Here is a 21828-nt window from a genome sequence, read left to right as displayed (position 1 = left end):
GTGGCTGCGCCGTAATTTTTGGTTTTAATTGCAAGGGCGCAGTCTATTAAAATTCGACCACACGCACATAAGATAGCAAATCTTAAATGATTTGTTACAGCAATCAGTGAAATGTGTGAAGCAAGGCTCCCTTATCAAAATTTTTAGTTATTGACCGCAATTCGCAGAAAGGATGTTTGGCATGAAAAGAGTCGGCGTTGTTCTTAGTGGATCTGGCGTGTATGACGGTTCCGAGATCCATGAAGCAGTAATTACCCTGCTGGCGCTTGCCCGTAGCGGCGCAGAAGCCGTCTGTTTTGCGCCAGATAAAGCGCAAAGTGATGTCATCAATCACCTCACCGGCGAAGGTATGGCGGAAAGCCGTAACGTGCTGGTGGAAGCCGCCCGCATTGCCCGCGGCAACATCGCGCCGCTTTCGCAGGCATCGGTAAACGATCTGGATGCGCTGATTGTCCCCGGCGGCTTTGGCGCGGCGAAAAACCTCAGCAGCTTTGCCAGCCTCGGCGGCGACTGTGAAGTGGATAGCGATCTGAAAACCCTCGCGCTGGCGATGCACCAGGCTGGAAAACCGCTCGGGTTTATGTGCATTGCACCGGCGGCGCTGCCAAAGATTTTCGACTTCCCGCTGCGTCTCACCATCGGAACCGATGTCGACACTGCCGAAGTTTTGGAAGAGATGGGCGCCGAGCACGTACCGTGTCCGGTGGACGATATCGTTGTCGATGAAGAGAACAGAGTGGTGACCACTCCGGCCTATATGCTGGCGGAAGATATTGCCCAGGCGGCGACAGGGATTGAGAAGCTGGTAGCGCGCGTGCTGGTACTGTGCGAATGAAGCGAGGTGGCGGCGGTACGCTGAAGGCCGCGCTTAAACGTCTGCTTCTGCGTGTTCTGTTAGTGCTGGTCGCCTTCTGGGGCGGCGGTATTCTGCTGTTCAGCTTTCTGCCGGTGCCCTTTTCCGCGGTGATGGTTGAGCGGCAATTAAGTGCATGGCTAACGGGGGACTTCAGCTATGTCGCCCACTCCGACTGGGTCAGCATGGATGAGATCTCGCCGTGGATAGCGCTGGCGGTGGTTGCCGCTGAAGATCAGCGTTTTCCCGATCACTGGGGGTTAGATGTGGAGGCCATCGAAAAAGCGCTTTCGCATAATGAAAAGCATGAGAACCGCATTCGCGGCGCTTCGACTCTGTCACAACAGACGGTGAAAAACCTCTTTTTGTGGGACGGCAAAAGCTGGCTGCGAAAAGGGCTGGAGGCAGGGCTAACCGTAGCGACGGAAGCGGTGTGGACGAAACGGCGCATACTGACGGTCTATCTGAATATTGCGGAGTTTGGTGACGGCATATTTGGCGTTGAAGAGGCGTCGCAGCGCTATTTTCATAAACCCGCGAGCCGGCTGACCATGTCGGAAGCTGCGCTGCTGGCGGCGGTGCTGCCTAACCCGATTCGTTATAAGGCCGCAGCGCCTTCAGGTTATGTGCGTAACCGTCAGGCGTGGATCATGCGCCAGATGCAGCAGCTCGGTGGCGAAGGATTTTTACAGAGTAACAACCTGCACTGATTACTCTTCGTCGAACCCGGCGATAAACAGCGCCACCACCGCGGCCAGCGCTTCCTCTTCCTGAGGGCCGCTGGCTTCGACTTCAATCTGTCGGCCTTTGGCGGAATCCAGCATCAACAAGGCAATCACGCTGCTGGCTTCCGCTTCGGTTCCCTCTTCATTACGCAGCAGCACTTCCGCATCAAAGCCCTGCACCAGTTCAAACAGTTTCATCGCCGGGCGCGCATGCATGCCCAGTTTATTGGTGATCTCAACGGTTTGTTTTACGGTCATGTTTTGCGTTTTTCCAGCGTACGGTGACGGGACTGCACGTTTTTACCGCGCGAGCGGAAGTAGTCCGCCAGCTGCTCGGCGATATAGACAGAGCGATGTTTACCCCCGGTACAACCGATGGCCACCGTCAGGTAGCTGCGGTTGTTGGTCTCCAGCATCGGCAACCACAACTCCAGGTAACTGCGCGTCTGGTAGATGAAGTTATGTACTTCGGTGTGCCTGTCGAGGAATGCGGCGACGGGCTTATCGAGGCCGGTCATCGGACGCAGTTTCGGGTCCCAGTGCGGGTTCGGCAGGAAGCGCACGTCAAAGACGTAATCGGCATCGATAGGAATGCCGTGCTTGAAGCCGAAGGATTCGAAAACCATGGTCAGTTCGCGCTCGCGTTTGCCTAAAAGGCGCGTGCGCAGCATCTCGGCCAATTCATGCACCGACATCTCTGAGGTATCAACAATCAGATCGGCACGGGATCGCAGCGGCTCAAGTAAATTGCTCTCTTCATCAATGGCGCTCTCCAGCGATAAGTTTTTACTTGAGAGCGGATGCAGGCGGCGCGTGTCGCTGTAGCGGCGAATCAGGGTGTTGCGATCCGCATCTAAAAAGAGCAGCTGCGGGGAAAACGCCTCCGGCAGGTTGCTCATCGCCTGCTCAAAGATCTCTGGTGACTCTGGCATGTTGCGCACGTCGATACTGACAGCGGCAGAGATCTGGCGTTCGGCGAGGGTTTGCGCCAGTTCCGGCAACAGCACAACCGGCAGGTTATCAACACAGTAGAAACCCATATCTTCCAGTGCGCGTAGCGCCACGGATTTCCCTGAACCCGAACGACCACTGACGATCATCAGGACCATGGGGCATTTCTCCTCAGAACGACTGACAAGTAGAGTCTTATCCGGTTACGCATCGCCGCGCTCGCCTTCTGTCTGGGTGATGATCGCATAGAGCTCTTCATCACTCTGCGCGCCGCGCAGACGTCGACAAATGGTTTTATCCGCCAGCCGCTTGGCCACCAGCGAAAGCGTGTGCAGGTGCGTTTTAGTTTGATCTGCCGGCACCAGCAGCGCAAAGAGCAGATCAACGGGTTGGTTATCGATAGCGTCGAAGGCAATCGGCGTTTCGAGTTGCACAAACACGCCGACGGCGCGGAGTGTATCTTCCTCGAGCTTACCGTGGGGAATGGCGATACCGTTTCCAATGCCGGTGCTGCCCATTTTTTCACGCGTAAGAACTGCCTCGAAGACCACCTGTGGCGGCAGACCTAGCTGTTTCGCCGCCAGCTCGCTGATAATTTCCAGCGCGCGTTTTTTGCTCTGGCAGTGTACGCCGCTACGGGTACATTCCTGGTTAAGCACTGTGCTCAGTTGAAGAGCCGAATCGTTATTCATCATAATTTCACCTAAGCGACGCCGGAGCCAGCACCCAACCGGGTTGCGGTCGGGTGCAACGCGCCAGACAGACGCCCGGACAATTAGTGTTGTTTCAGTTTATCTTTATGCTTCGTGAGCTGCCGCGCCAGTTTATCAATTAAACCGTCAATAGCAGCATACATATCTTGTCCTTCCGCACTGGCATGCAGTTCGCCTCCATTCACATGCAGCGTGGCATCTGAAATGTGCGTCACCTTTTCCACTTTCAACACAACATAAACCTGGTTAATCCTGTCGAAATAGTGCTCCAGCTTGGCAAATTTGCTGTTTACAAACTCGCGCAGGGCATCGGTAATCTCAACGTTTTGTCCGGTGATGTTTAGCTGCATAGTGTCTTCCTTATCGGTTGGGTCACACCAGCTGTTTACGCTGGTTAGACGGCGGAATGGATAAAGATTCTCGATACTTCGCAACGGTTCGCCGCGCGACCATGATCCCCTGATCGGAGAGCAGGGTCGTCAGCTTACTGTCGCTCAGTGGTTTTGCAGGGTTTTCCGCGGCGATTAACTTCTTAACCAGTGCGCGAATGGCCGTGGAGGAAGCTTCGCCGCCGCCTTCGGTATTAACATGGCTGGAGAAGAAATACTTCAGTTCAAAAATGCCGCGAGGACTGTGCAGGTACTTCTGGGTGGTAACACGAGAGATAGTGGACTCGTGCATCTCGACGGCCTGGGCGATATCTGCCAGCACCATCGGTTTCATAAATTCTTCGCCCTGCTCAAAGAAAGCCTGCTGCTGCTCGACGATGCAGCGGCTGACGCGCAGCAGCGTGTCGTTGCGGCTCTCCAGACTTTTGATCAACCACTTCGCTTCCTGCAAATTACTGCGAATGAACTGCGTGTCGGCGTCGTTGCGTCCGCCGCTGCCCATCGCTGCATACTGCTGGTTGATCTTAAGGCGTGGAATGCTGTCGGCGTTGAGTTCCACTACCCAGCGCCCATTGTGTTTGCGCACCAGTACATCGGGGATCACATACTCCGGCTCGCTGGTCTGGATCGACTGGCCAGGACGCGGATCGAGAGACTGGATCAGATTGACCGCCTCTTTAAGCACATCCTCTTTTAGGCGCGTGACGCGCATCAACGAGCGAAAGTCATGATTGGCCAGCAGATCGAGATGATCGCAGATGATAAGCCGGGCCTCTTCGCACCACGGCGTCGCTTTCGCGAACTGGGAGAGTTGAACCAGCAGGCAGTCGCGCAGGTCCCGCGCTGCAACGCCAACAGGATCGAAACGCTGAACGCGCTTTAGCACCGCTTCGACCTCATCCATGCCAATCTCGTCATTCCCCATGCTCTCGAGGATCTCCGCAAGCGTCACGGTGAGATAGCCAGTTTCGTCGACGGCATCAACGATCGACGTCGCAATGGCGCGATCCGTATCGGAGAAGGGGGTCAGCTCAACCTGCCACATCAGGTAATCCTGTAGCGACTGGGTAGTTTCGCCCTGGTAGATCGGCAGTTCATCATCAATGTAATCATTACTGCTGCCTGACGGGGTGCCAGCGGTGTAGATCTCATCCCAGCTGGCATCCAGCGGCAGTTCATCGGGCATCTCTTTCTGTTCGAGTGCATCCGCAGTGTCCAGGCCATCTTTTTCCTGAACCTGTTCGCTATCCACTTCTTCGTGAAGATCGGTTTGTTCCAACAGTGGGTTGCTCTCCAGCGCCTGCTGAAGTTCCTGCTGAAGTTCCAACGTGGACAACTGCAAAAGACGAATGGCCTGTTGCAGTTGTGGCGTCATGGCTAGCTGTTGGCTAAGCCGTAGTTGCAAACCTTGCTTCATATTCAGAACAGCACTCTCCGACAAAAAATGTCAATGAACCTTACCCTATCAGAGTCTGAAGTCTTCCCCAAGATATACGCGCTTAACGTGTTCGTCTTCAAGGATTTGCTGCGGCGTGCCGTGGGCGATGAGATGCCCCTGGCTGACAATATAGGCGCGCTCACAAACAGCCAGCGTTTCGCGCACGTTGTGATCGGTAATCAGCACCCCAAGCCCGCTGTCGCGCAGATGTTCAATAATGCGTTTGATGTCGATAACCGAGATCGGGTCAACGCCGGCAAAGGGTTCATCGAGCAGGATAAATTTCGGGTTGGCCGCCAGCGCGCGGGCAATCTCGACGCGACGGCGTTCACCGCCGGAGAGCGCCTGGCCCATGCTGTCGCGCAGGTGATCAATATGGAACTCTTCCATCAGCTCATTGGCGCGATCTTCACGCTGTTCCGCAGTGAGATCGTCACGAATCTGCAGCACCGCCATCAGGTTGTCGTAGACGCTGAGGCGTCGGAAGATGGAGGCTTCTTGCGGCAGATAGCCGATACCGCGGCGCGCGCGCGCATGCAGCGGCAGCAGGCTGATATCTTCATCATCAATAATGATGTTGCCTGCATCGCGCGCGACAATGCCAACCACCATATAGAAGGTGGTGGTTTTCCCTGCGCCGTTAGGGCCAAGCAAGCCGACGATTTCACCGGAGTTAACGGTCAGACTGACGTCTTCGACCACGCGACGGCCTTTGTAAGCCTTGGCGAGATTCTTTGCAGTTAATGTTGCCATAACGGATTAGTTACTCTTCTTTTGCGCCGGGGCCGGGGCGGATTTATTGCTCTTGTCCTGCAGCTGCGACGGTACCAGTACGGTTGTCACGCGCTTACCTTTGTCGCTGAATGCCTGCATCTTCTGCTCTTTCACCAGGTAGGTGATTTTGTCGCCAGCAACATTGCTGTCTAACTGCTCGAGATAGGCATTACCGGTCAGGATGACGAAATCTTTTTCCAGTTCGTAGTGCATCTGCGAGGCATGACCCTTCACCGGCTTGCCGTTATCTTGCATCTGGTAGAAGGTGGCTGGATTACCGTAACCGTCGATAATCTCTCTACCCTGCTGGCCGCCCGGACGGGTGACTACCACCTTATCGGCGTTAATCTTGATAGTCCCCTGCGTCACAACGACATTGCCGGTAAAGGTGACAACATTCCCCTGCATATCCAGCGACTGCTGATCGGAGTCGATGTGGATCGGCTGGTCAGTATCCCCAGTCACAGCGAGCGCCGGCAGCGCGGCAGCGAAGAGCGTACCCGCCAGGATAAGATTAAGGCTGCGTTTGTTTGTTTTGAATTTCATAGGAGCTTCTAACCTTTTCAATCAGCTCGGCGTTTTTGCTGCGTAAATTGCCGCGCATTTTCAGGCCGGTGGAATTAAATGTTGTCCCGTATAACGTAACCTGATCGTCTGAGAAAACATCCTGGGTGACCAGGTTGATCCGGGCGTTATCCGTGGTGATTCTGCGTAATTGTGCGTCCGCAGTCAGCGCGTTAACTTCGACATGTCCATAGAGGTAAAGCATTTTGTCGTCGGTGAGCTTTGCTTTATCCGACTTGATAGACCAGGTCGGTATTTTATTCTCATCGAAGGTGGTCAATACCGGTTTAGCGAACCAGCTAATACTATCGGCGGAGTAATACTCCACATTCTGTGCGATCAGACGATAGTTCAGCGCGCCTTCCGGGCTATAAACGACAGTATCCGTATGTTGGCTTTTATAAGTCGGATCTGAACTGTTTGCCGCGCTCTGTTCCGGCGCATCCTGAGTGGTGTAGTTAATACCAATCAGAACCAGTGCGACCAGCGCCAGCAGAATAATGACCCAACGTCTGGTTTTACTCATATTGATTGCCCTTTGGCTTCATCGAGCTTGCCCTGTGCCAGCAGCAGTAAGTCACACACTTCACGCACCGCGCCGCGACCACCGTTAATCCGCGTCACGTAATCGGCGCGCGCGCTGAGTAGCGGGTGCGCATCGGCAACGGCGACGCTCAGACCAATCTCCGCCATCACCGGCCAGTCGATCAAATCATCGCCAATATAGGCGACCTGATCGGCCGTCAAATCGAGGCGGGTGAGTAGCTCCCGGTAAGCGATCATTTTATCGGATTGCCCCTGGTAGAGATGGGTGATACCCAGCGTCTGGCAGCGATCTTCTACCAGTTTAGCGTTACGCCCGGTAATGATCGCCATCTCGATACCGGAGGTGAGGGCGCTGCGAATACCATAACCGTCGCGGACATTGAACGCTTTCAGCTCTTCGCCATTGTTGCCCATATAGATGAGCCCGTCGGACAGTACGCCATCCACATCGAGGATCAGCAGGCGAATTTTCGCGGCTTTTTCCATGACCTGCGTGCTTACCGGCCCATAACAGGTAGCAAGCGACGCGCCAGCATTACTCATTCTTCTGTCCTTCTTTACACTACGCCAGCGCGCAGTAAGTCATGCATATGTAACACACCCAGTAACTGCTCACCATCGGCAACCAGCACGGAGGTAATATGGCGGGATTGCATTAGGTTCAGCGCATCGACCGCCAGCGTATTGGGACGCACGCGCACGCCGCCAGGCGTCATCACATCGGCAATGCCGAGGCTGCGTACATCGGCACCCATATCAAACACACGACGCAGGTCGCCATCGGTAAAGATACCTTCGATCTTCATCAGATCGTCGCAGATCACCGTCATCCCTAAATTCTTACGCGTGATCTCCAGTAACGCATCGCGCAGGCTGGCCTCTTTGCTGACGTGCGGGATCTCATCCCCGGTGTGCATGATGTCATTCACACGCAGCAGCAGTTTACGGCCCAGCGCACCGCCCGGATGGGAGAGAGCAAAATCTTCGGCGGTAAAGCCGCGCGCTTTCAGCAGCGCTACCGCCAGCGCGTCGCCCATTACCAGCGCCGCGGTGGTACTTGAAGTTGGTGCCAGACCTAGCGGGCAGGCCTCTTTCGGCACTTTTACGCATAAATGGATATCCGCCGCGCGCGCCATGCTGCTCTCAGGGCGGCTGGTTATGCAAATCAGCGCCACCTTGAGGCGTTTGAGCACCGGGATCAACGCGAGGATCTCGTTGGACTCACCGGAGTTTGACAGGGCAATCACCACATCCTGCGGGCTAACCATACCCAGGTCGCCGTGCGCGGCTTCTCCGGGGTGGACGAAAAAGGCGGGCGTCCCGGTGCTGGCAAACGTCGCCGCCATTTTGCGGCCGATATGACCCGATTTACCCATGCCCATCACCACGACTTTGCCAGCACAATAAACGATACTTTCACACGCGCGGGTGAAATCTTCATTAATGTACTGATCCAGCTGTGCGAGGCCTTCACGTTCAATCGCCAGAACTTCTTTGCCGGCTTGTTGAAAGTCAAAACCCGGCTGCAAATCTATTTGCGACATAGTGCGTATCCGATTATCCCGTCAAAAGCGGCGACAGCCAGTAAAGCATCGCCAGCCATATGATAAATCCACCGAACAACAGCCCCCCAATACCACGCTCGATTTGCTTGCGACGCCAGCAAATAAGCGCGAAAAGGGCGCTGACCAGCACCATTACCCCGTAATCACGCGTGAACGCCATCGGGTTAAAGCTGCCTGGCGCAATCAGTGCCGGTAAGCCAAGCACGATCGCGATATTAAAAATGTTGGAGCCGATAAGGTTGCCGATGGCGATATCGTCTTCCCCTTTGCGCGCGCCCGCGATGGCGGTGGCAAGCTCAGGAAGGCCGGTACCGATGGCGATAACCGTCAGGCCGATAGTCAGTTCGCTAATGGCGAAGAAGTTCGCCACCACGGTGGCGTTATCCACCACCATGCGTGTCGCCATCGGCATGATAATCAGCGCCACGCCCAGCCAGAGGCAGGCGACCGACACACTTCCCTCTCGCGGCAGCTCGGCCAGCTGCTCGCGCGTCAGGCTATCATTACCCTGGCGTTCGGCCAGACGGGCGATTTTAACAATGAACACCAGCCATAGCACGGCTAATAACAGTAAAAAGATGCCGTCTACGGGCGTAAGCTGCCCATCATACAGCACGACGCCCGCCAGCAGGCTAGCTACTAAGGTTAACGGCAATTCACGGCGCAGAATATCGGAATGCACGGTAAAAGGGTGTAGCAGCGCAGCAACGCCGAGGATCAGCAGAATATTGGTGATGTTCGATCCGATCGCGGTGCCGATAGCAAGATCGAGCTGACCATGCAGCGAAGCGGCGACAGAGGTGATGATTTCCGGGAGCGAGGTGCCAATACTCACTACCGTCATGCCAATAATTAAGGGTGGAATACCGAGAGCACGGCAAAGAATGGAGGCGGCAAACACCAGACGATCGGCACTGTAGACCACAAGAAGTAAACCAATTATCAATAGCGCCGTCGCTAAGAGCATCTAACGTCCTTTCTTCAGGTATAATTTCGCCGGTTCGCAGGCTGCTATACCGGGTTAAAACCGGAACTTCCGCGTAGCGTAATGATTCCTAATTTTGACTTTATGCGGCTCAAAAGTAAAACAAATGCCAGCTTTCGCTAACCTGGCCGGGTAATATTCTGTAAAAATGCTGGGTTCGTGATGATATCAAGCGTAATGCTTGCGGCCCACAGGGTGATAAGGAAGAGGATATGAGCCAGACAGTGGCGAATTTGGTCGATGTTCGTGGCGTCAGCTTCTCCCGAGGCAACCGTCCGATCTTCGACAATATTTCACTGACCGTTCCGCGCGGGAAGATCACCGCCATTATGGGGCCGTCAGGGATCGGTAAAACCACCTTACTGCGCCTGATCGGCGGGCAGATCCCGCCCGATAGCGGCGAAATCTTATTCGATGGCGAAAACGTGCCGGCCATGTCGCGTTCACGCCTTTTCACCGTGCGCAAAAGAATGAGCATGCTCTTTCAGTCTGGCGCGCTCTTCACCGATATGAATGTGTTCGATAACGTCGCCTATCCGCTGCGCGAGCATACCACTTTGCCACCGGCGCTGTTGCACAGCACGGTGATGATGAAGCTCGAAGCGGTCGGGCTGCGCGGAGCGGCAAAATTAATGCCCTCCGAGCTCTCGGGCGGTATGGCCCGGCGTGCGGCGCTGGCGCGCGCGATTGCGCTGGAACCAGATCTGATCATGTTTGATGAGCCCTTCGTCGGCCAGGATCCCATTACTATGGGGGTGCTGGTAAAGCTTATCTCTGAGCTGAACAACGCGCTGGGCGTCACCTGTATCGTTGTTTCCCATGATGTGCCGGAGGTGTTGAGCATCGCGGATTACGCCTATATTGTGGCGGATCGGAAAATTGTCGCCCACGGCAGCGCGCAGGGGCTGCAGGAGAATAGCGATCCTCGCGTGCGTCAGTTCCTTGATGGCATTGCCGATGGGCCGGTTCCGTTCCGCTATCCTGCTGGTGATTACCAGCGCGATCTTTTAGAGACAGGGAGTTAATACACTCATGCTGTTAAATGCACTGGCAGCGCTTGGCCATCGTGGGATCAAAACGATCGCGACGTTTGGGCGTGCCGGGTTAATGCTCTTCAACGCCCTGGTTGGCAAGCCGGAGTTTCGCAAACACGCGCCGCTGCTGATTCGCCAGCTCTATAACGTTGGTGTGCTGTCGATGGTAATTATCCTCGTCTCCGGCGTCTTTATCGGCATGGTGCTGGGGCTGCAGGGTTACCTGGTGCTGACGACTTACAGCGCGGAGACGAGCCTCGGCATGCTGGTGGCGCTATCGCTACTGCGCGAGTTAGGCCCGGTTGTTGCTGCACTGCTGTTTGCCGGACGCGCAGGCTCGGCGCTCACCGCAGAGATTGGCTTGATGCGCGCCACCGAGCAGCTCTCCAGCCTTGAGATGATGGCGGTCGATCCTTTACGTCGGGTCATTTCGCCGCGTTTCTGGGCGGGCGTCATCTCTCTGCCGCTGTTGACGGTGATGTTTGTCGCGGTCGGCATCTGGGGCGGCTCGCTGGTGGGCGTTAACTGGAAAGGGATCGACAGCGGCTTCTTCTGGACCGCGATGCAGAACGCCGTCGACCTGCGAATGGATCTGGTTAACTGTCTGATTAAAAGCGTGGTCTTTGCCATCACCGTGACCTGGATTGCACTGTTTAACGGTTACGATGCGATCCCGACTTCGGCCGGGATTAGCCGCGCGACAACACGCACCGTTGTGCACTCCTCGCTGGCCGTTCTCGGTCTGGATTTTGTGCTCACCGCATTGATGTTTGGGAATTGAGTTCATGCAAACGAAAAAAAGTGAAATTTGGGTCGGCCTGTTTCTTCTGCTGGCATTACTGGCAGGGCTCTTTATCTGCCTGAAAGCGGCAGATGTCGCCTCGATGCGTACAGAACCGACGTACCGCGTTTATGCCACCTTTGACAACATTGGCGGCCTGAAAGCCAATTCGCCGGTCCGTATCGGCGGGGTAGTGATTGGACGCGTATCGGATATCTCTCTCGATCCGAAAACCTATCTGCCACGCGTGACGCTGGATATTGAAGAGCGTTATAACCAGATCCCGGATACCAGCTCGCTGGCGATCCGCACATCAGGCCTGCTGGGCGAACAATATCTGGCGTTAAACGTCGGGTTTGACGATCCCGAGATGGGAACATCTATGCTTAAGGAGGGCAGCACAATCCAGGACACCAAGTCCGCGATGGTGCTGGAAGATCTCATTGGCCAGTTCCTTTACAACAGTAAAGGCGGCGACAATAAGAATTCAGGCGATGCAGCGGGGCAAAATGAAGGGAATACCCAACCTGCACCGTCTGCGGATCAGACGCATTAACGAGGAGAAGTGACGCAATGTTTAAACGTCTCATGATGGTTGCTCTGCTGGTGGTTGCACCGTTGAGCTCGGCTTTGGCTGTTGATCAAAGCAACCCGTACACCGCAATGCAGGGGGCGGCGAAACAGACTTTCGATCGCCTCAAAAATGAACAACCGAAAATCCGCGCAAACCCCGATTACTTGCGCGATGTGGTCGACCAGGAGCTGCTGCCCTACGTTCAGGTGAAATATGCCGGGGCGCTGGTGCTGGGCCGTTACTATAAAGAAGCGACCCCTGCGCAGCGTGATGCCTACTTCAAGGCGTTCCGCGAGTACCTGAAACAGGCATACGGTCAGGCGCTGGCGCTCTATCACGGCCAGACTTATCAGATCGCCCCGGAACAGCCGCTGGGCGATGCCACTATTGTGCCGATCCGCGTAACGATCGTTGATCCGAATGGTCGTCCGCCGGTACGCCTCGATTTCCAGTGGCGTAAAAACAGTCAGACCGGTAACTGGCAGGCTTATGACATGATCGCTGAAGGCGTAAGCATGATCACCACAAAACAGAATGAGTGGAGCGATCTGCTGCGTACTAAAGGTATTGATGGCCTGACCGCTGAACTGCAATCTATCTCTCGTCAGAAAATTACCCTGGACGAGAAGAAACAATGACCCCGCAGTTAAGCTGGTCGCGCGACGGCGAACGCCTGGCGCTGCTGGGCGAGCTGGATCAGGACGTGTTAAATCCTTTATGGGACGCGCGTGCAGAGGCGATGAAAGGGGTAACCACCATCGATCTACAGGGCGTAACACGGGTTGACACCGCGGGCGTTGCGCTGCTGGTTCATCTGGTTGAGCTGGGTAAAAAGCAGGGCGCGGAGGTGACACTACTGGGTGTAAGTGAGAATGTGAGCACCCTCGCGGCGCTCTATAATTTGCCGCAAAGTGCCTTGCCACGCTAATTTTTTCAATACGTTACTATTTAAAGCCCCGTCCAGAGAGTGGATGGGGCTTTTTGCTTATTTAAGACCGTCGCACTTTCCTCTAAGATGTGTGACTGTTTTCACTTTTAGATGATATTTACGCCCATGGAAAATCATGAAATCCAGACCGTGCTGATGGAAGCACTCTCTCTCCAGGAAGCCCACGTCACTGGCGATGGCAGCCACTTTCAGGTTGTCGCTGTGGGTGAAGTTTTTGACGGCATGAGCCGGGTCAAGAAGCAGCAAACCATCTATGGTCCGCTGATGGAGTACATCGCGGATAACCGCATTCATGCCCTGTCGATCAAAGCGTATACGCCGCAGGAATGGGCGCGCGATCGCAAGCTTAACGGCTTTTGAGCGCAGGCGGTATGATCCGCCGCGCGTGTGAATTCTTAACAGAGATCAGATAAATGGATAAGTTTCGTGTACAGGGGCCCACGCGTCTCCAGGGCGAAGTGACAATTTCAGGCGCTAAAAACGCCGCACTGCCGATCCTTTTTGCCGCGCTGCTGGCGGAAGAGCCGGTCGAAATCCGCAACGTGCCGAAACTGAAAGATATCGACACGACCATCAAGCTGCTGAGCCAGCTTGGCACCAAAATTGAGCGTAATGGCTCGGTGTGGATCGATGCCAGCAAGGTGAATGTCTTCTGTGCGCCGTACGATCTGGTGAAAACCATGCGCGCCTCGATTTGGGCGCTGGGGCCGCTGGTAGCCCGTTTTGGCCAGGGTCAGGTTTCACTTCCGGGCGGCTGTGCGATTGGCGCGCGTCCGGTCGATCTGCATATCACCGGTCTGGAGCAGCTGGGCGCGGAGATTAAACTGGAAGAGGGCTACGTTAAAGCCTCTGTCGACGGTCGTCTGAAAGGCGCGCACATTGTGATGGACAAAGTGAGCGTTGGCGCGACGGTGACGATTATGTCCGCCGCGACGCTGGCTGAAGGCACTACCATTATCGAAAACGCCGCGCGCGAGCCGGAAATCGTCGATACCGCCAACTTCCTCAATACGCTCGGTGCCAAAATTACCGGCATGGGTACGGATCGCATCACCATCGAGGGGGTAGAGCGCCTTGGGGGCGGCGTTTATCGCGTGCTGCCGGATCGCATCGAAACCGGGACCTTCCTGGTGGCAGCCGCTATCTCCGGTGGCAAAATTGTTTGCCGCAACGCCCAGCCGGATACGCTGGACGCTGTGTTGGCTAAACTGCGTGACGCGGGGGCGGATATTGAGCTGGGAGAAGACTGGATTAGCCTCGATATGCACGGTAGACGTCCAAAGGCCGTTAACGTGCGAACCGCGCCGCATCCTGGGTTCCCGACAGATATGCAGGCGCAGTTCACGCTGCTGAATCTGGTGGCAGAAGGCACTGGCGTGATCACTGAAACCATCTTCGAAAACCGCTTTATGCACATCCCTGAGCTGATCCGTATGGGCGCTCATGCAGAGATTGAGAGCAACACCGCGATTTGCCACGGCGTAGAGACGCTCTCCGGTGCGCAGGTGATGGCGACCGACCTGCGTGCATCGGCGAGCCTCGTGCTGGCGGGCTGCATTGCGGAAGGGACGACCTATGTCGATCGCATCTACCACATCGATCGTGGCTATGAGCGCATCGAAGATAAGCTCAGCGCGTTGGGCGCGAAGATTGAGCGCGTGAAGGGCGAATAATCTTTACACTGTCAAAAAGGGGAGCGAAAGCTCCCTTTTTTTATCTGCAATTTTGTTACGCTTCACTGCGTTTTTTCCTGATGAGCTTCGTTTTATCAAGAAACGCGTGGGTGATGGGATCGTGGTAACGCGAGGGCCATATAACCCAGGGATCGGTATCCAGTGCCCGGGCAATGATCAATTCTCCCTTCGGCCAGGGGCGGGTAAGTGCATTGGCGAGGGTGGATGAACTTAAGCCATTTTTTCGAGATTCAGCCGCCAGCGACGTACCTTTCTTACGCAGCCCAGCAATAATATCGGCTTGATGCCAGTCGGTATATTTCGTTTCCATAACATCTCCCTGATGAGAATCGGTTTCAACCATCGTTCGCCAACAACGCAGATCACTATACGCATATGGGAATATTTGTTCTAAAAAGTTCAGGTCGAATGTTATGTTTTCAGATTATGCCAAGGCTTGCACCGCAAGGATTTCGCGCCTGAAAGTCGCTTTTATGGGAGCTTACTGGAACTTTCCCGCGATGACTCGCGGGAAACAGAGAGATCAGCGATCGCGCTGAACGGCGATGTGGGCAAGAGCAATAAGCGCGTCGCGCCACTCAGAATGCGGGAGAACCTGTAGTGCGGCGATAGCTTTATCCGCCTCTTCTTCGGCACGGCGGCGCGTCCACTCCAGCGAGCCGCACTGCGCCATTGCTTCCAGAACCGGTTCCAGAAGATGGCGCCCGCTTCCCTGTTCAATCGCTTCGCGGATCATCTGCGCCTGCTCAGGCGTACCGTTATGCATCGCATGCAGCAGCGGCAGCGTCGGTTTGCCTTCGTTAAGATCATCGCCGGTATTTTTACCCAACGTTTCACCATCTGCGCTGTAATCAAGCAGATCGTCAATCAGCTGGAAAGCAGTACCCAGGTAGCGGCCATAATCCTGTAGCCCCTTCTCCTGTGCCTCCGAACAGCCCGCCAGCAAACCGGAACACTGGGCAGCCGCTTCGAACAGGCGCGCGGTTTTGCTGTAAATCACGCGCATGTAGTTCTCTTCGGTGATGTTCGGGTCATTAACGTTCATCAATTGCAGCACTTCACCTTCTGCAATCACGTTTACCGCTTCCGACATCACCTCCAGCACTTTCAGCGAGCCGAGGCTGGTCATCATCTGGAAGGCACGGGTATAGATAAAATCTCCGACCAATACGCTGGCAGCATTACCAAAGGCGGCGTTCGCCGTTGCTTTGCCGCGGCGCATATCTGATTCATCCACAACGTCGTCGTGGAGGAGGGTTGCTGTGTGGATAAATTCGATTAATGCAGCGATGGTGACATGCGCGTTGCCTTCATAGCCAACTGCGCGCGCCGCCAGTACAGCGATCATCGGACGTATGCGTTTGCCGCCGCCGCTTACGATGTAATAACCCAACTGGTTGATTAATGTCACATCCGAGTTGAGTTGTTGCAGAATCGTCGCGTTCACACCCGCCATATCTTGCGCGGTTAACTCATTGATTTTTTCTAAATTCATCGCAAAAGCCGGGCTTTCAGTCCTGTTTACCACATATCAAAAGTGGGATAACAAAGGGTTACGGGTTTGAATAGTATTGTCGATTGTACTGAAAAAACGCGCCAGATAAACGTTACCATACACGTTGTGTTTTTTTTCTGCGAGGAGTGACGATCACACTTGTCAACGGCTCGCAATTTGCGTAATATTCGCGCCCTATTGTGAATATTTATAGCGCCCTCTGAATTAATCAGGATAGGTGCGCGGAAGCGGAGTTTTATATGTACGCGGTTTTCCAAAGTGGTGGTAAACAACACCGAGTAAGCGAAGGTCAGACCGTTCGCCTGGAAAAGCTGGACATCGCAACTGGCGAATCTGTTGAATTCGCTGAAGTTCTGATGATCGCAAACGGTGAAGAAGTCAAAATCGGCGTTCCTTTCGTTGATGGCGGCGTAATCAAAGCTGAAGTTGTTGCTCATGGTCGTGGCGAGAAAGTTAAAATCGTTAAGTTTCGTCGTCGTAAGCACTACCGTAAGCAGCAGGGCCATCGTCAGTGGTTCACTGATGTGAAAATTACTGGCATCAGCGCCTAAGACCTGAGGAGAGATTTAAATGGCACATAAAAAGGCTGGCGGCTCAACTCGTAACGGTCGCGATTCAGAAGCTAAACGTCTGGGCGTAAAACGCTTCGGCGGTGAAGCAGTTCTGGCAGGTAGCATCATCGTTCGTCAACGTGGTACCAAATTCCACGCTGGTACTAACGTAGGTTGCGGCCGTGACCACACTCTGTTCGCTTTGACTGACGGTAAAGTTAAGTTCGAAGTTAAAGGCCCGAAAAACCGTAAATTCATCAGCATCGTTGCTGAATAAGTTTTTCGCGTCCCGGTAACGGAAGAAAGCCCCGCAACACGTTGCGGGGCTTTTTACATTAGAAGCCCGGCAAAATTCGGGCAGGGAAGAAGTATGAAACAGCAGGCGGGCATCGGTATTCTCCTGGCGCTGACAACAGCGATGTGCTGGGGAGCGTTGCCGATTGCAATGAAGCAGGTGCTGGAAGTGATGGAGCCACCGACGGTGGTCTTTTATCGCTTTTTAATGGCGGGAATCGGGCTTGGTCTGATCCTTACCTGGAAAAGAAAACTGCCGCCGCTGCGTATTTTCCGCAAGCCACGCTGGCTGCTGCTGCTGGCGATTGCCACCGGCGGGCTGTTCGGCAACTTCATATTGTTTAGCTCTTCTCTGCAGTATGTCAGCCCAACCGCATCGCAGGTGATTGGCCAGCTCTCGCCCGTCGGTATGATGGTCGCCAGCGTCTTTATCCTCAAAGAGAAGATGCGTATCACGCAGGTGATTGGCGCGCTGATGCTGATAAGCGGTCTGGTGATGTTTTTTAACACCAGCCTGATTGAGATCTTTACCCGGCTGACCGATTACACCTGGGGCGTTATTTTCGGCGTCGGTGCGGCGACGGTATGGGTAAGCTACGGCGTGGCGCAAAAAGTTCTGCTGCGTCGCCTGGCCTCTCAGCAGATCCTCTTTTTGCTGTACACTTTATGTACGCTTGCGCTGTTGCCACTGGCGAAACCCTCTGTGGTGTTCCAGTTGAGTGACTGGCAACTGGCCTGTCTGGTTTTTTGCGGGCTCAACACGCTGGTTGGTTACGGCGCGCTAGCGGAAGCGATGGCGCGCTGGCAGGCGGCGCAGGTAAGCGCGTTAATTACCTTAACGCCGCTGTTTACACTGTTTTTCTCAGATTTATTATCAATGGCCTGGCCCGATGTTTTCGCCAGACCGATGTTAAACCTTGTCGGTTATCTCGGTGCGTTTGTCGTGGTTGCGGGCGCGATGTTTTCCGCTATTGGCCATCGTCTTATGGGACGCAGGCGTAGTCGTGAAGTGGTCGTCACTGTGCCCCGCTCAGGCGAATGAGTTACGGAGAGTAAAATGAAGTTTGTAGATGAAGCTACGATTCTGGTCGTAGCGGGTGATGGCGGTAACGGCTGCGTAAGCTTCCGCCGCGAAAAGTATATCCCGAAAGGCGGCCCTGACGGCGGCGACGGTGGCGACGGCGGTGATGTCTGGCTGGAAGCGGACGAAAACCTGAATACCCTGATCGACTACCGTTTTGAAAAATCTTTCCGCGCCGAACGTGGGCAGAACGGTCAGAGCCGTGATTGCACCGGAAAACGCGGAAAAGATATTACGGTGAAAGTACCGGTTGGTACGCGTGTTATTGATCAGGGCACCGGCGAAACCATGGGTGATATGACCAAACATGGTCAGCGCCTGATGGTCGCGAAAGGCGGCTGGCACGGCCTCGGTAACACCCGTTTCAAATCCTCGGTAAATCGTACTCCTCGTCAGAAGACGATGGGCACGCCGGGCGATAAGCGCGATCTGCAACTGGAGCTGATGCTGCTGGCAGATGTCGGGATGCTGGGGATGCCGAACGCCGGTAAATCGACCTTTATCCGCGCGGTCTCCGCCGCAAAACCAAAAGTGGCGGATTATCCGTTTACCACGCTGGTCCCGAGCCTGGGCGTTGTTCGTATGGACAATGAGAAGAGCTTCGTGGTTGCCGATATTCCCGGGCTGATTGAAGGTGCGGCTGATGGCGCTGGCCTCGGTATCCGCTTCCTGAAACACCTTGAGCGCTGCCGCGTGTTGCTGCACCTCATCGACCTTGATCCGATCGACGGTTCTGATCCGGCAGAAAATGCCCGTATCATCGTCGGCGAGCTGGAAAAATATAGCGAGAAGCTGGCTGCTAAGCCGCGCTGGCTGGTATTTAACAAGATCGACCTGATGGATAAAGCCGAAGCGGAAGCGAAAGCGAAAGCGATCGCCGAAGCGCTGGGCTGGGAGGATAAGTTCTACCTGATCTCCGCTGCCAGCCAGCAGGGTGTCAAAGACCTGTGCTGGGATGTGATGACCTTCATCATCGAAAACCCGATTGTGCAGGCGCAGGAAGAGCAGCAGCCGGAGAAAGTCGAGTTCATGTGGGATGATTATCATCGCCAGCAGCTCGAAGAAGCCGAAGCGGCTGAAGAAGATGACGAAGAGTGGGATGACGACTGGGACGAAGACGACGAAGAGGGCGTCGAGTTCATCTACAAACGTTAATCTCTGCTTCCTCCCCGCTCCGGCGGGGAGAAGAGCTAAAAAGTGCCGGGTCAGCATGATGCTTCCCGGCATTTTTTATTAGTTGTTCTGATAGATATCTTTGTAGAGACGGCTCTCAAAGCGCACCAGCGGAATACGGCGATTGCGCTGATCGGCGGGTTCAACTGCATATCCCGAAAGATACTGCACAAACGCCATTCGTTGACCGCTGGCGGTGGTGATAAACCCAGCCAGGTTATAGACCCCCTGCAGCGAGCCGGTTTTCGCCGATACCTTACCGTCGACGCCCGCTTCATGCAGCCCTGCGCGGTATTGCAGCGAGCCGTCATAGCCCGCCAGCGGCAACATCGAGATGAAATTAAGCTCGGTATCATGCTGGGCGATATATTGCAGCACCTGCATCATGGTCGCCGGTGCGAGCAGGTTGTGGCGCGACAAGCCGGAACCATCTGCAATAATGGTGTTCCCCAGATCAACCCCGGCCTGCTGACGCAGGATCTGCCTGACCGCATCCGAGCCCGCTCGCCAGGTACCCGGCACGCCAAAGCGTGCATGGCCAATCATACGGAAGACCGTATCCGCAATCATGTTATCCGACTTCTTCAGCATGATTTTCAGCAGATCGTGTAGCGGCGCGGACTGTTTACTGGCGATAACGGTACCCGGCTGATTGACCTGCGTCTGGCGTAGCAGCGTGCCGGTGTAGGTGATGCCCGCCTGGGTCAGCTCCTGTTTGAGGATAGCGCCTGCATAGCTGGCACCATCCTGCACGGCAAAGGCGAGCGGCAGCGGATCGGCGCGCTGGGGCAAACAGCCTGTTAACGTGAAGCGGTTGAGATCGCCCGGCACCACATCCAGTTCGCAATATTGCGCTTCCGACGAGCCGCGTGCCAGCGTGCGCACCTGGCTGAACATATTTACCGGGTAGTAAGAGGCGACACGAATATAGGCTAAATCACCCGCATTTTGCGCGCTATAGAGCGAAATTGAGAAGCAGTTGCGATCGATGATGGCAGCTGCAGGCGGCGCGCTAAAACACTGCGTCATATCGTTCCACGGCCAGCCCGGCGCTTTATCATGACTGGCGAAGATCGAGGTATCGATCAGCACATTGCCATCGATTTTCTGCACGCCTGATTTTTTCAGCGTTGCGACCATATTGCGAATATCCTGGCGTTTTAGCGTCGGATCGCCACCAAATCGTGCAACTAAGTCCCCTTTAAGCGTACCGCTATCGACAGAACCTTTGCTTTCCAGCGTGGTTGTAAAGCGAAACTCCGGCCCCAATTGTAGTAGTGCAGCCAGCGCGGTGATCACTTTTTGCGTGCTCGCCGGTAACGCCATCTGTTTGGCGTGGTAATCAATTTCGGGAGCGTCGGCGCCGACCTTTTGCACCATCAACGCCAGGTTGGCACCATCCGGAAGCTGGTTGATGTACTCGTCGACATTCGCGGCCTGAACATTCAGGGCTATACTGGTGGACAATCCGATGATAAAGCTGGGAAATCGCATAATCTCGCGCTAACAAGCTGGAAACAGGCCGACATACTACGGCGCATCGACCCGGAAAGTAAACGATGACCCACGGTGAACTTCCGGTTAAAATACGTATCAAATTGAAAAATTGCGCTGACCTGGGGCTTTGTCTCCGGGTCAGTTTTCTTTTGCTCCTGCCCGGCTGTTTACGCCTGAATGCGGGGAGGTAACGCTGACGGGGTGGGGGACTACTCCTAACAGGAATGTTTAAGAGGTATAACAAATGCAAGCTATTCCGATGACCCTACGTGGTGCAGAGAAACTGCGCGAAGAGCTGGAATTTTTGAAAACCGTTCGTCGCCCTGAAATCATCGCCGCTATTGCGGACGCCCGCGAACATGGCGATCTCAAAGAGAACGCTGAATACCACGCCGCGCGTGAGCAGCAGGGCTTTTGTGAAGGCCGCATTAAAGATATCGAGGCGAAACTGTCGAATGCGCAGGTTATCGATATCTCCAAAATGCCAAAAAATGGCCGCGTCATTTTCGGTTCCACGGTCACCGTGCTGAACCTGGATAACGACGAAGAGCAGACTTATCGCATCGTGGGCGATGACGAAGCCGACTTTAAGCAGAATCTTATCTCGGTGAACTCGCCTATCGCCCGTGGCCTGGTGGGAAAAGAGCAGGATGATGTGGTTGTCATTCGCACCCCTGGCGGCGAAGTGGAGTATGAAATCATCAAGGTGGAATATCTTTGATTGCAGCGTCGACGTTAATTGTTGACGGATTGTAAAGATAAGAAAAAGGCCGCATTGCGGCCTTTTATGAACTCCAGGAGCGTGGCATTTTGCTCATCTGCTGGCGGAAACCCCTCGTTTTACACTGATTTTGTGTTCAACTCAGGATATCCTTTAGCGCGGCAGCGAAATTTTACGCTCTGCGGTCGGGCGATAAAGCACCAGCGTTTTGCCGATGACCTGGACATTACAGGCACCGGTTTCGCGAACGATAGCTTCCACGATCAAGGTTTTAGTTTCTCTCTCTTCAGAGGCGATCTTCACCTTGATAAGTTCATGGTGCTCAAGCGCTTGTTCAATCTCGGCCAGTACCCCTTCGGTCAAACCATTGTTGCCAAGCATAACTACCGGCTTGAGCGGATGTGCCAGACCTTTCAGGTGCTGTTTTTGTTTAGTACTCAGATTCATCGTATATTTTGCT

The 21828-nt window shown here is 54.6% G+C and carries 29 protein-coding genes; 14 read left to right on the top strand and 15 right to left on the bottom strand.

Features of this window, described 5'->3' with window-relative positions; all coding sequences use genetic code 11:
• The first annotated feature begins 181 nt into the window (after positions 1–181).
• Positions 182–835: an isoprenoid biosynthesis glyoxalase ElbB gene (gene elbB, locus HF650_RS21270; protein WP_187800262.1), complete on the top strand. Its 654-nt coding sequence runs from the start codon at positions 182–184 to the stop codon at positions 833–835.
• Complete coding sequence (mtgA, locus tag HF650_RS21265) at positions 832–1563, top strand: monofunctional biosynthetic peptidoglycan transglycosylase (RefSeq protein WP_187800261.1); 732 nt, start codon at positions 832–834, stop codon at positions 1561–1563. Before elbB ends, mtgA begins: the two co-directional genes overlap by 4 nt.
• Here mtgA and npr read toward each other — a convergent pair whose 3' ends face one another.
• The 11 genes from npr to HF650_RS21210 all read right to left on the bottom strand — a co-directional run bounded on the left by npr (position 1564) and on the right by HF650_RS21210 (position 9485).
• The gene (gene npr, locus HF650_RS21260; protein ID WP_023481048.1) at positions 1564–1836 is read right to left on the bottom strand and encodes a PTS phosphocarrier protein NPr; all 273 of its coding nucleotides are present in this window, start codon (positions 1834–1836) and stop codon (positions 1564–1566) included.
• Complete coding sequence (rapZ, locus tag HF650_RS21255; protein WP_187800260.1) at positions 1833–2687, bottom strand: RNase adapter RapZ; 855 nt, start codon at positions 2685–2687, stop codon at positions 1833–1835. The genes npr and rapZ overlap by 4 nt, the downstream gene beginning before the upstream one ends.
• A gap of 45 nt (positions 2688–2732) precedes the next feature.
• Positions 2733–3224: a PTS IIA-like nitrogen regulatory protein PtsN gene (gene ptsN, locus HF650_RS21250; protein WP_187800259.1), complete on the bottom strand. Its 492-nt coding sequence runs from the start codon at positions 3222–3224 to the stop codon at positions 2733–2735.
• Positions 3225–3304: 80 nt separating this feature from the next.
• Positions 3305–3592: a ribosome hibernation promoting factor gene (gene hpf / locus HF650_RS21245; protein WP_023480744.1), complete on the bottom strand. Its 288-nt coding sequence runs from the start codon at positions 3590–3592 to the stop codon at positions 3305–3307.
• A 22-nt stretch (positions 3593–3614) separates the two neighbouring features.
• Entirely contained in the window at positions 3615–5048 is a 1434-nt protein-coding gene (gene rpoN, locus HF650_RS21240) for an RNA polymerase factor sigma-54 (RefSeq protein ID WP_187800258.1), read from the bottom strand.
• Between the two features lie 48 nt (positions 5049–5096).
• Positions 5097–5822: an LPS export ABC transporter ATP-binding protein gene (gene lptB / locus HF650_RS21235; protein ID WP_023480831.1), complete on the bottom strand. Its 726-nt coding sequence runs from the start codon at positions 5820–5822 to the stop codon at positions 5097–5099.
• 6 nt (positions 5823–5828) lie between these two features.
• Positions 5829–6389 (bottom strand): lipopolysaccharide ABC transporter substrate-binding protein LptA, encoded by a 561-nt coding sequence (lptA, locus tag HF650_RS21230; protein ID WP_187800257.1) that lies wholly within the window; start codon positions 6387–6389, stop codon positions 5829–5831.
• The gene (gene lptC / locus HF650_RS21225) at positions 6358–6933 is read right to left on the bottom strand and encodes an LPS export ABC transporter periplasmic protein LptC (RefSeq protein WP_187800256.1); all 576 of its coding nucleotides are present in this window, start codon (positions 6931–6933) and stop codon (positions 6358–6360) included. The genes lptA and lptC overlap by 32 nt, the downstream gene beginning before the upstream one ends.
• Positions 6930–7496 (bottom strand): 3-deoxy-manno-octulosonate-8-phosphatase KdsC, encoded by a 567-nt coding sequence (gene kdsC / locus HF650_RS21220; RefSeq protein WP_187800255.1) that lies wholly within the window; start codon positions 7494–7496, stop codon positions 6930–6932. The genes lptC and kdsC overlap by 4 nt, the downstream gene beginning before the upstream one ends.
• Before the next feature lie 14 nt (positions 7497–7510).
• Positions 7511–8497 carry an arabinose-5-phosphate isomerase KdsD gene (kdsD, locus tag HF650_RS21215; RefSeq protein WP_187800254.1) on the bottom strand — a complete coding sequence of 329 codons (987 nt, stop codon included), beginning with the start codon at positions 8495–8497 and terminating at the stop codon, positions 7511–7513.
• A gap of 13 nt (positions 8498–8510) precedes the next feature.
• Positions 8511–9485, bottom strand: a complete 975-nt coding sequence (locus HF650_RS21210) for a calcium/sodium antiporter (RefSeq protein ID WP_187800253.1) — start codon at positions 9483–9485, stop codon at positions 8511–8513.
• 230 nt (positions 9486–9715) lie between these two features.
• Between HF650_RS21210 and mlaF the strand changes: the two genes are divergently transcribed.
• From mlaF to murA, 7 genes are all read left to right on the top strand, one after another.
• The gene (gene mlaF / locus HF650_RS21205; RefSeq protein ID WP_187800252.1) at positions 9716–10528 is read left to right on the top strand and encodes a phospholipid ABC transporter ATP-binding protein MlaF; all 813 of its coding nucleotides are present in this window, start codon (positions 9716–9718) and stop codon (positions 10526–10528) included.
• Positions 10529–10535: 7 nt separating this feature from the next.
• Complete coding sequence (gene mlaE / locus HF650_RS21200) at positions 10536–11318, top strand: lipid asymmetry maintenance ABC transporter permease subunit MlaE (protein ID WP_023480856.1); 783 nt, start codon at positions 10536–10538, stop codon at positions 11316–11318.
• A gap of 4 nt (positions 11319–11322) precedes the next feature.
• Positions 11323–11874, top strand: coding sequence for an outer membrane lipid asymmetry maintenance protein MlaD (mlaD, locus tag HF650_RS21195; protein ID WP_187800251.1), 552 nt, complete (start codon positions 11323–11325; stop codon positions 11872–11874).
• Between the two features lie 17 nt (positions 11875–11891).
• Entirely contained in the window at positions 11892–12530 is a 639-nt protein-coding gene (gene mlaC, locus HF650_RS21190; RefSeq protein ID WP_187800250.1) for a phospholipid-binding protein MlaC, read from the top strand.
• Positions 12527–12820, top strand: coding sequence for a lipid asymmetry maintenance protein MlaB (gene mlaB / locus HF650_RS21185; RefSeq protein ID WP_187800249.1), 294 nt, complete (start codon positions 12527–12529; stop codon positions 12818–12820). The genes mlaC and mlaB overlap by 4 nt, the downstream gene beginning before the upstream one ends.
• 126 nt (positions 12821–12946) lie before the next feature.
• Entirely contained in the window at positions 12947–13201 is a 255-nt protein-coding gene (gene ibaG, locus HF650_RS21180) for a BolA family iron metabolism protein IbaG (RefSeq protein WP_023480818.1), read from the top strand.
• A gap of 53 nt (positions 13202–13254) precedes the next feature.
• Positions 13255–14514 (top strand): UDP-N-acetylglucosamine 1-carboxyvinyltransferase, encoded by a 1260-nt coding sequence (gene murA / locus HF650_RS21175; protein ID WP_187800248.1) that lies wholly within the window; start codon positions 13255–13257, stop codon positions 14512–14514.
• A 55-nt stretch (positions 14515–14569) separates the two neighbouring features.
• On the opposite strand, the gene sfsB is transcribed toward murA, so the two are convergent.
• Complete coding sequence (gene sfsB, locus HF650_RS21170) at positions 14570–14845, bottom strand: DNA-binding transcriptional regulator SfsB (protein WP_187800247.1); 276 nt, start codon at positions 14843–14845, stop codon at positions 14570–14572.
• 213 nt (positions 14846–15058) lie between these two features.
• Positions 15059–16030, bottom strand: coding sequence for an octaprenyl diphosphate synthase (gene ispB, locus HF650_RS21165; RefSeq protein WP_187800246.1), 972 nt, complete (start codon positions 16028–16030; stop codon positions 15059–15061).
• A 260-nt stretch (positions 16031–16290) separates the two neighbouring features.
• Here ispB and rplU point away from each other — a divergent pair, with 260 nt between their 5' ends.
• The 4 genes from rplU to cgtA all read left to right on the top strand — a co-directional run bounded on the left by rplU (position 16291) and on the right by cgtA (position 19132).
• On the top strand, positions 16291–16602 hold the full coding sequence (gene rplU / locus HF650_RS21160) for a 50S ribosomal protein L21 (RefSeq protein WP_003025032.1): 312 nt from the start codon (positions 16291–16293) through the stop codon (positions 16600–16602).
• A gap of 19 nt (positions 16603–16621) precedes the next feature.
• The gene (gene rpmA / locus HF650_RS21155) at positions 16622–16879 is read left to right on the top strand and encodes a 50S ribosomal protein L27 (protein WP_002434222.1); all 258 of its coding nucleotides are present in this window, start codon (positions 16622–16624) and stop codon (positions 16877–16879) included.
• A gap of 93 nt (positions 16880–16972) precedes the next feature.
• Positions 16973–17938 carry a DMT family transporter gene (locus HF650_RS21150; RefSeq protein ID WP_187800245.1) on the top strand — a complete coding sequence of 322 codons (966 nt, stop codon included), beginning with the start codon at positions 16973–16975 and terminating at the stop codon, positions 17936–17938.
• Between the two features lie 15 nt (positions 17939–17953).
• Entirely contained in the window at positions 17954–19132 is a 1179-nt protein-coding gene (gene cgtA / locus HF650_RS21145; RefSeq protein ID WP_187800244.1) for an Obg family GTPase CgtA, read from the top strand.
• A gap of 78 nt (positions 19133–19210) precedes the next feature.
• Here the strand turns inward: cgtA and dacB are convergent, their stop codons facing one another.
• Positions 19211–20644 (bottom strand): serine-type D-Ala-D-Ala carboxypeptidase, encoded by a 1434-nt coding sequence (gene dacB, locus HF650_RS21140; protein WP_187800243.1) that lies wholly within the window; start codon positions 20642–20644, stop codon positions 19211–19213.
• A gap of 247 nt (positions 20645–20891) precedes the next feature.
• Between dacB and greA the strand changes: the two genes are divergently transcribed.
• Positions 20892–21368, top strand: coding sequence for a transcription elongation factor GreA (greA, locus tag HF650_RS21135; RefSeq protein WP_023480955.1), 477 nt, complete (start codon positions 20892–20894; stop codon positions 21366–21368).
• A gap of 153 nt (positions 21369–21521) precedes the next feature.
• On the opposite strand, the gene yhbY is transcribed toward greA, so the two are convergent.
• Entirely contained in the window at positions 21522–21815 is a 294-nt protein-coding gene (yhbY, locus tag HF650_RS21130) for a ribosome assembly RNA-binding protein YhbY (protein WP_023480872.1), read from the bottom strand.
• Between the last annotated feature and the right edge of the window lie 13 nt (positions 21816–21828).

The sequence above is a fragment of the Kosakonia sp. SMBL-WEM22 genome, assembly GCF_014490785.1.
In the GTDB taxonomy this organism is placed as follows: Bacteria; Pseudomonadota; Gammaproteobacteria; order Enterobacterales; family Enterobacteriaceae; genus Kosakonia.
The sequence above is the reverse complement of the archived record's forward strand: the minus strand, read 5'-3'. Positions and strand labels throughout refer to the sequence as shown.

Excerpts from the sequence above, each read along its gene's own strand:
- rplU (WP_003025032.1), top strand. The coding sequence starts at position 16,291 with ATGTACGCGGTTTTCCAAAGTGGTGGTAAACAACACCGAGTAAGCGAA.
- mlaD (WP_187800251.1), top strand. The coding sequence starts at position 11,323 with ATGCAAACGAAAAAAAGTGAAATTTGGGTCGGCCTGTTTCTTCTGCTG.
- mlaE (WP_023480856.1), top strand. The coding sequence starts at position 10,536 with ATGCTGTTAAATGCACTGGCAGCGCTTGGCCATCGTGGGATCAAAACG.
- sfsB (WP_187800247.1), bottom strand. The coding sequence starts at position 14,845 with ATGGAAACGAAATATACCGACTGGCATCAAGCCGATATTATTGCTGGG.
- ispB (WP_187800246.1), bottom strand. The coding sequence starts at position 16,030 with ATGAATTTAGAAAAAATCAATGAGTTAACCGCGCAAGATATGGCGGGT.
- rpmA (WP_002434222.1), top strand. The coding sequence starts at position 16,622 with ATGGCACATAAAAAGGCTGGCGGCTCAACTCGTAACGGTCGCGATTCA.
- elbB (WP_187800262.1), top strand. The coding sequence starts at position 182 with ATGAAAAGAGTCGGCGTTGTTCTTAGTGGATCTGGCGTGTATGACGGT.
- npr (WP_023481048.1), bottom strand. The coding sequence starts at position 1,836 with ATGACCGTAAAACAAACCGTTGAGATCACCAATAAACTGGGCATGCAT.
- ptsN (WP_187800259.1), bottom strand. The coding sequence starts at position 3,224 with ATGATGAATAACGATTCGGCTCTTCAACTGAGCACAGTGCTTAACCAG.
- lptA (WP_187800257.1), bottom strand. The coding sequence starts at position 6,389 with ATGAAATTCAAAACAAACAAACGCAGCCTTAATCTTATCCTGGCGGGT.
- mlaB (WP_187800249.1), top strand. The coding sequence starts at position 12,527 with ATGACCCCGCAGTTAAGCTGGTCGCGCGACGGCGAACGCCTGGCGCTG.
- lptB (WP_023480831.1), bottom strand. The coding sequence starts at position 5,822 with ATGGCAACATTAACTGCAAAGAATCTCGCCAAGGCTTACAAAGGCCGT.
- rapZ (WP_187800260.1), bottom strand. The coding sequence starts at position 2,687 with ATGGTCCTGATGATCGTCAGTGGTCGTTCGGGTTCAGGGAAATCCGTG.
- greA (WP_023480955.1), top strand. The coding sequence starts at position 20,892 with ATGCAAGCTATTCCGATGACCCTACGTGGTGCAGAGAAACTGCGCGAA.
- lptC (WP_187800256.1), bottom strand. The coding sequence starts at position 6,933 with ATGAGTAAAACCAGACGTTGGGTCATTATTCTGCTGGCGCTGGTCGCA.
- mlaC (WP_187800250.1), top strand. The coding sequence starts at position 11,892 with ATGTTTAAACGTCTCATGATGGTTGCTCTGCTGGTGGTTGCACCGTTG.
- murA (WP_187800248.1), top strand. The coding sequence starts at position 13,255 with ATGGATAAGTTTCGTGTACAGGGGCCCACGCGTCTCCAGGGCGAAGTG.
- ibaG (WP_023480818.1), top strand. The coding sequence starts at position 12,947 with ATGGAAAATCATGAAATCCAGACCGTGCTGATGGAAGCACTCTCTCTC.
- kdsC (WP_187800255.1), bottom strand. The coding sequence starts at position 7,496 with ATGAGTAATGCTGGCGCGTCGCTTGCTACCTGTTATGGGCCGGTAAGC.
- mlaF (WP_187800252.1), top strand. The coding sequence starts at position 9,716 with ATGAGCCAGACAGTGGCGAATTTGGTCGATGTTCGTGGCGTCAGCTTC.
- cgtA (WP_187800244.1), top strand. The coding sequence starts at position 17,954 with ATGAAGTTTGTAGATGAAGCTACGATTCTGGTCGTAGCGGGTGATGGC.
- mtgA (WP_187800261.1), top strand. The coding sequence starts at position 832 with ATGAAGCGAGGTGGCGGCGGTACGCTGAAGGCCGCGCTTAAACGTCTG.
- yhbY (WP_023480872.1), bottom strand. The coding sequence starts at position 21,815 with ATGAATCTGAGTACTAAACAAAAACAGCACCTGAAAGGTCTGGCACAT.
- rpoN (WP_187800258.1), bottom strand. The coding sequence starts at position 5,048 with ATGAAGCAAGGTTTGCAACTACGGCTTAGCCAACAGCTAGCCATGACG.
- HF650_RS21150 (WP_187800245.1), top strand. The coding sequence starts at position 16,973 with ATGAAACAGCAGGCGGGCATCGGTATTCTCCTGGCGCTGACAACAGCG.
- kdsD (WP_187800254.1), bottom strand. The coding sequence starts at position 8,497 with ATGTCGCAAATAGATTTGCAGCCGGGTTTTGACTTTCAACAAGCCGGC.
- dacB (WP_187800243.1), bottom strand. The coding sequence starts at position 20,644 with ATGCGATTTCCCAGCTTTATCATCGGATTGTCCACCAGTATAGCCCTG.
- HF650_RS21210 (WP_187800253.1), bottom strand. The coding sequence starts at position 9,485 with ATGCTCTTAGCGACGGCGCTATTGATAATTGGTTTACTTCTTGTGGTC.
- hpf (WP_023480744.1), bottom strand. The coding sequence starts at position 3,592 with ATGCAGCTAAACATCACCGGACAAAACGTTGAGATTACCGATGCCCTG.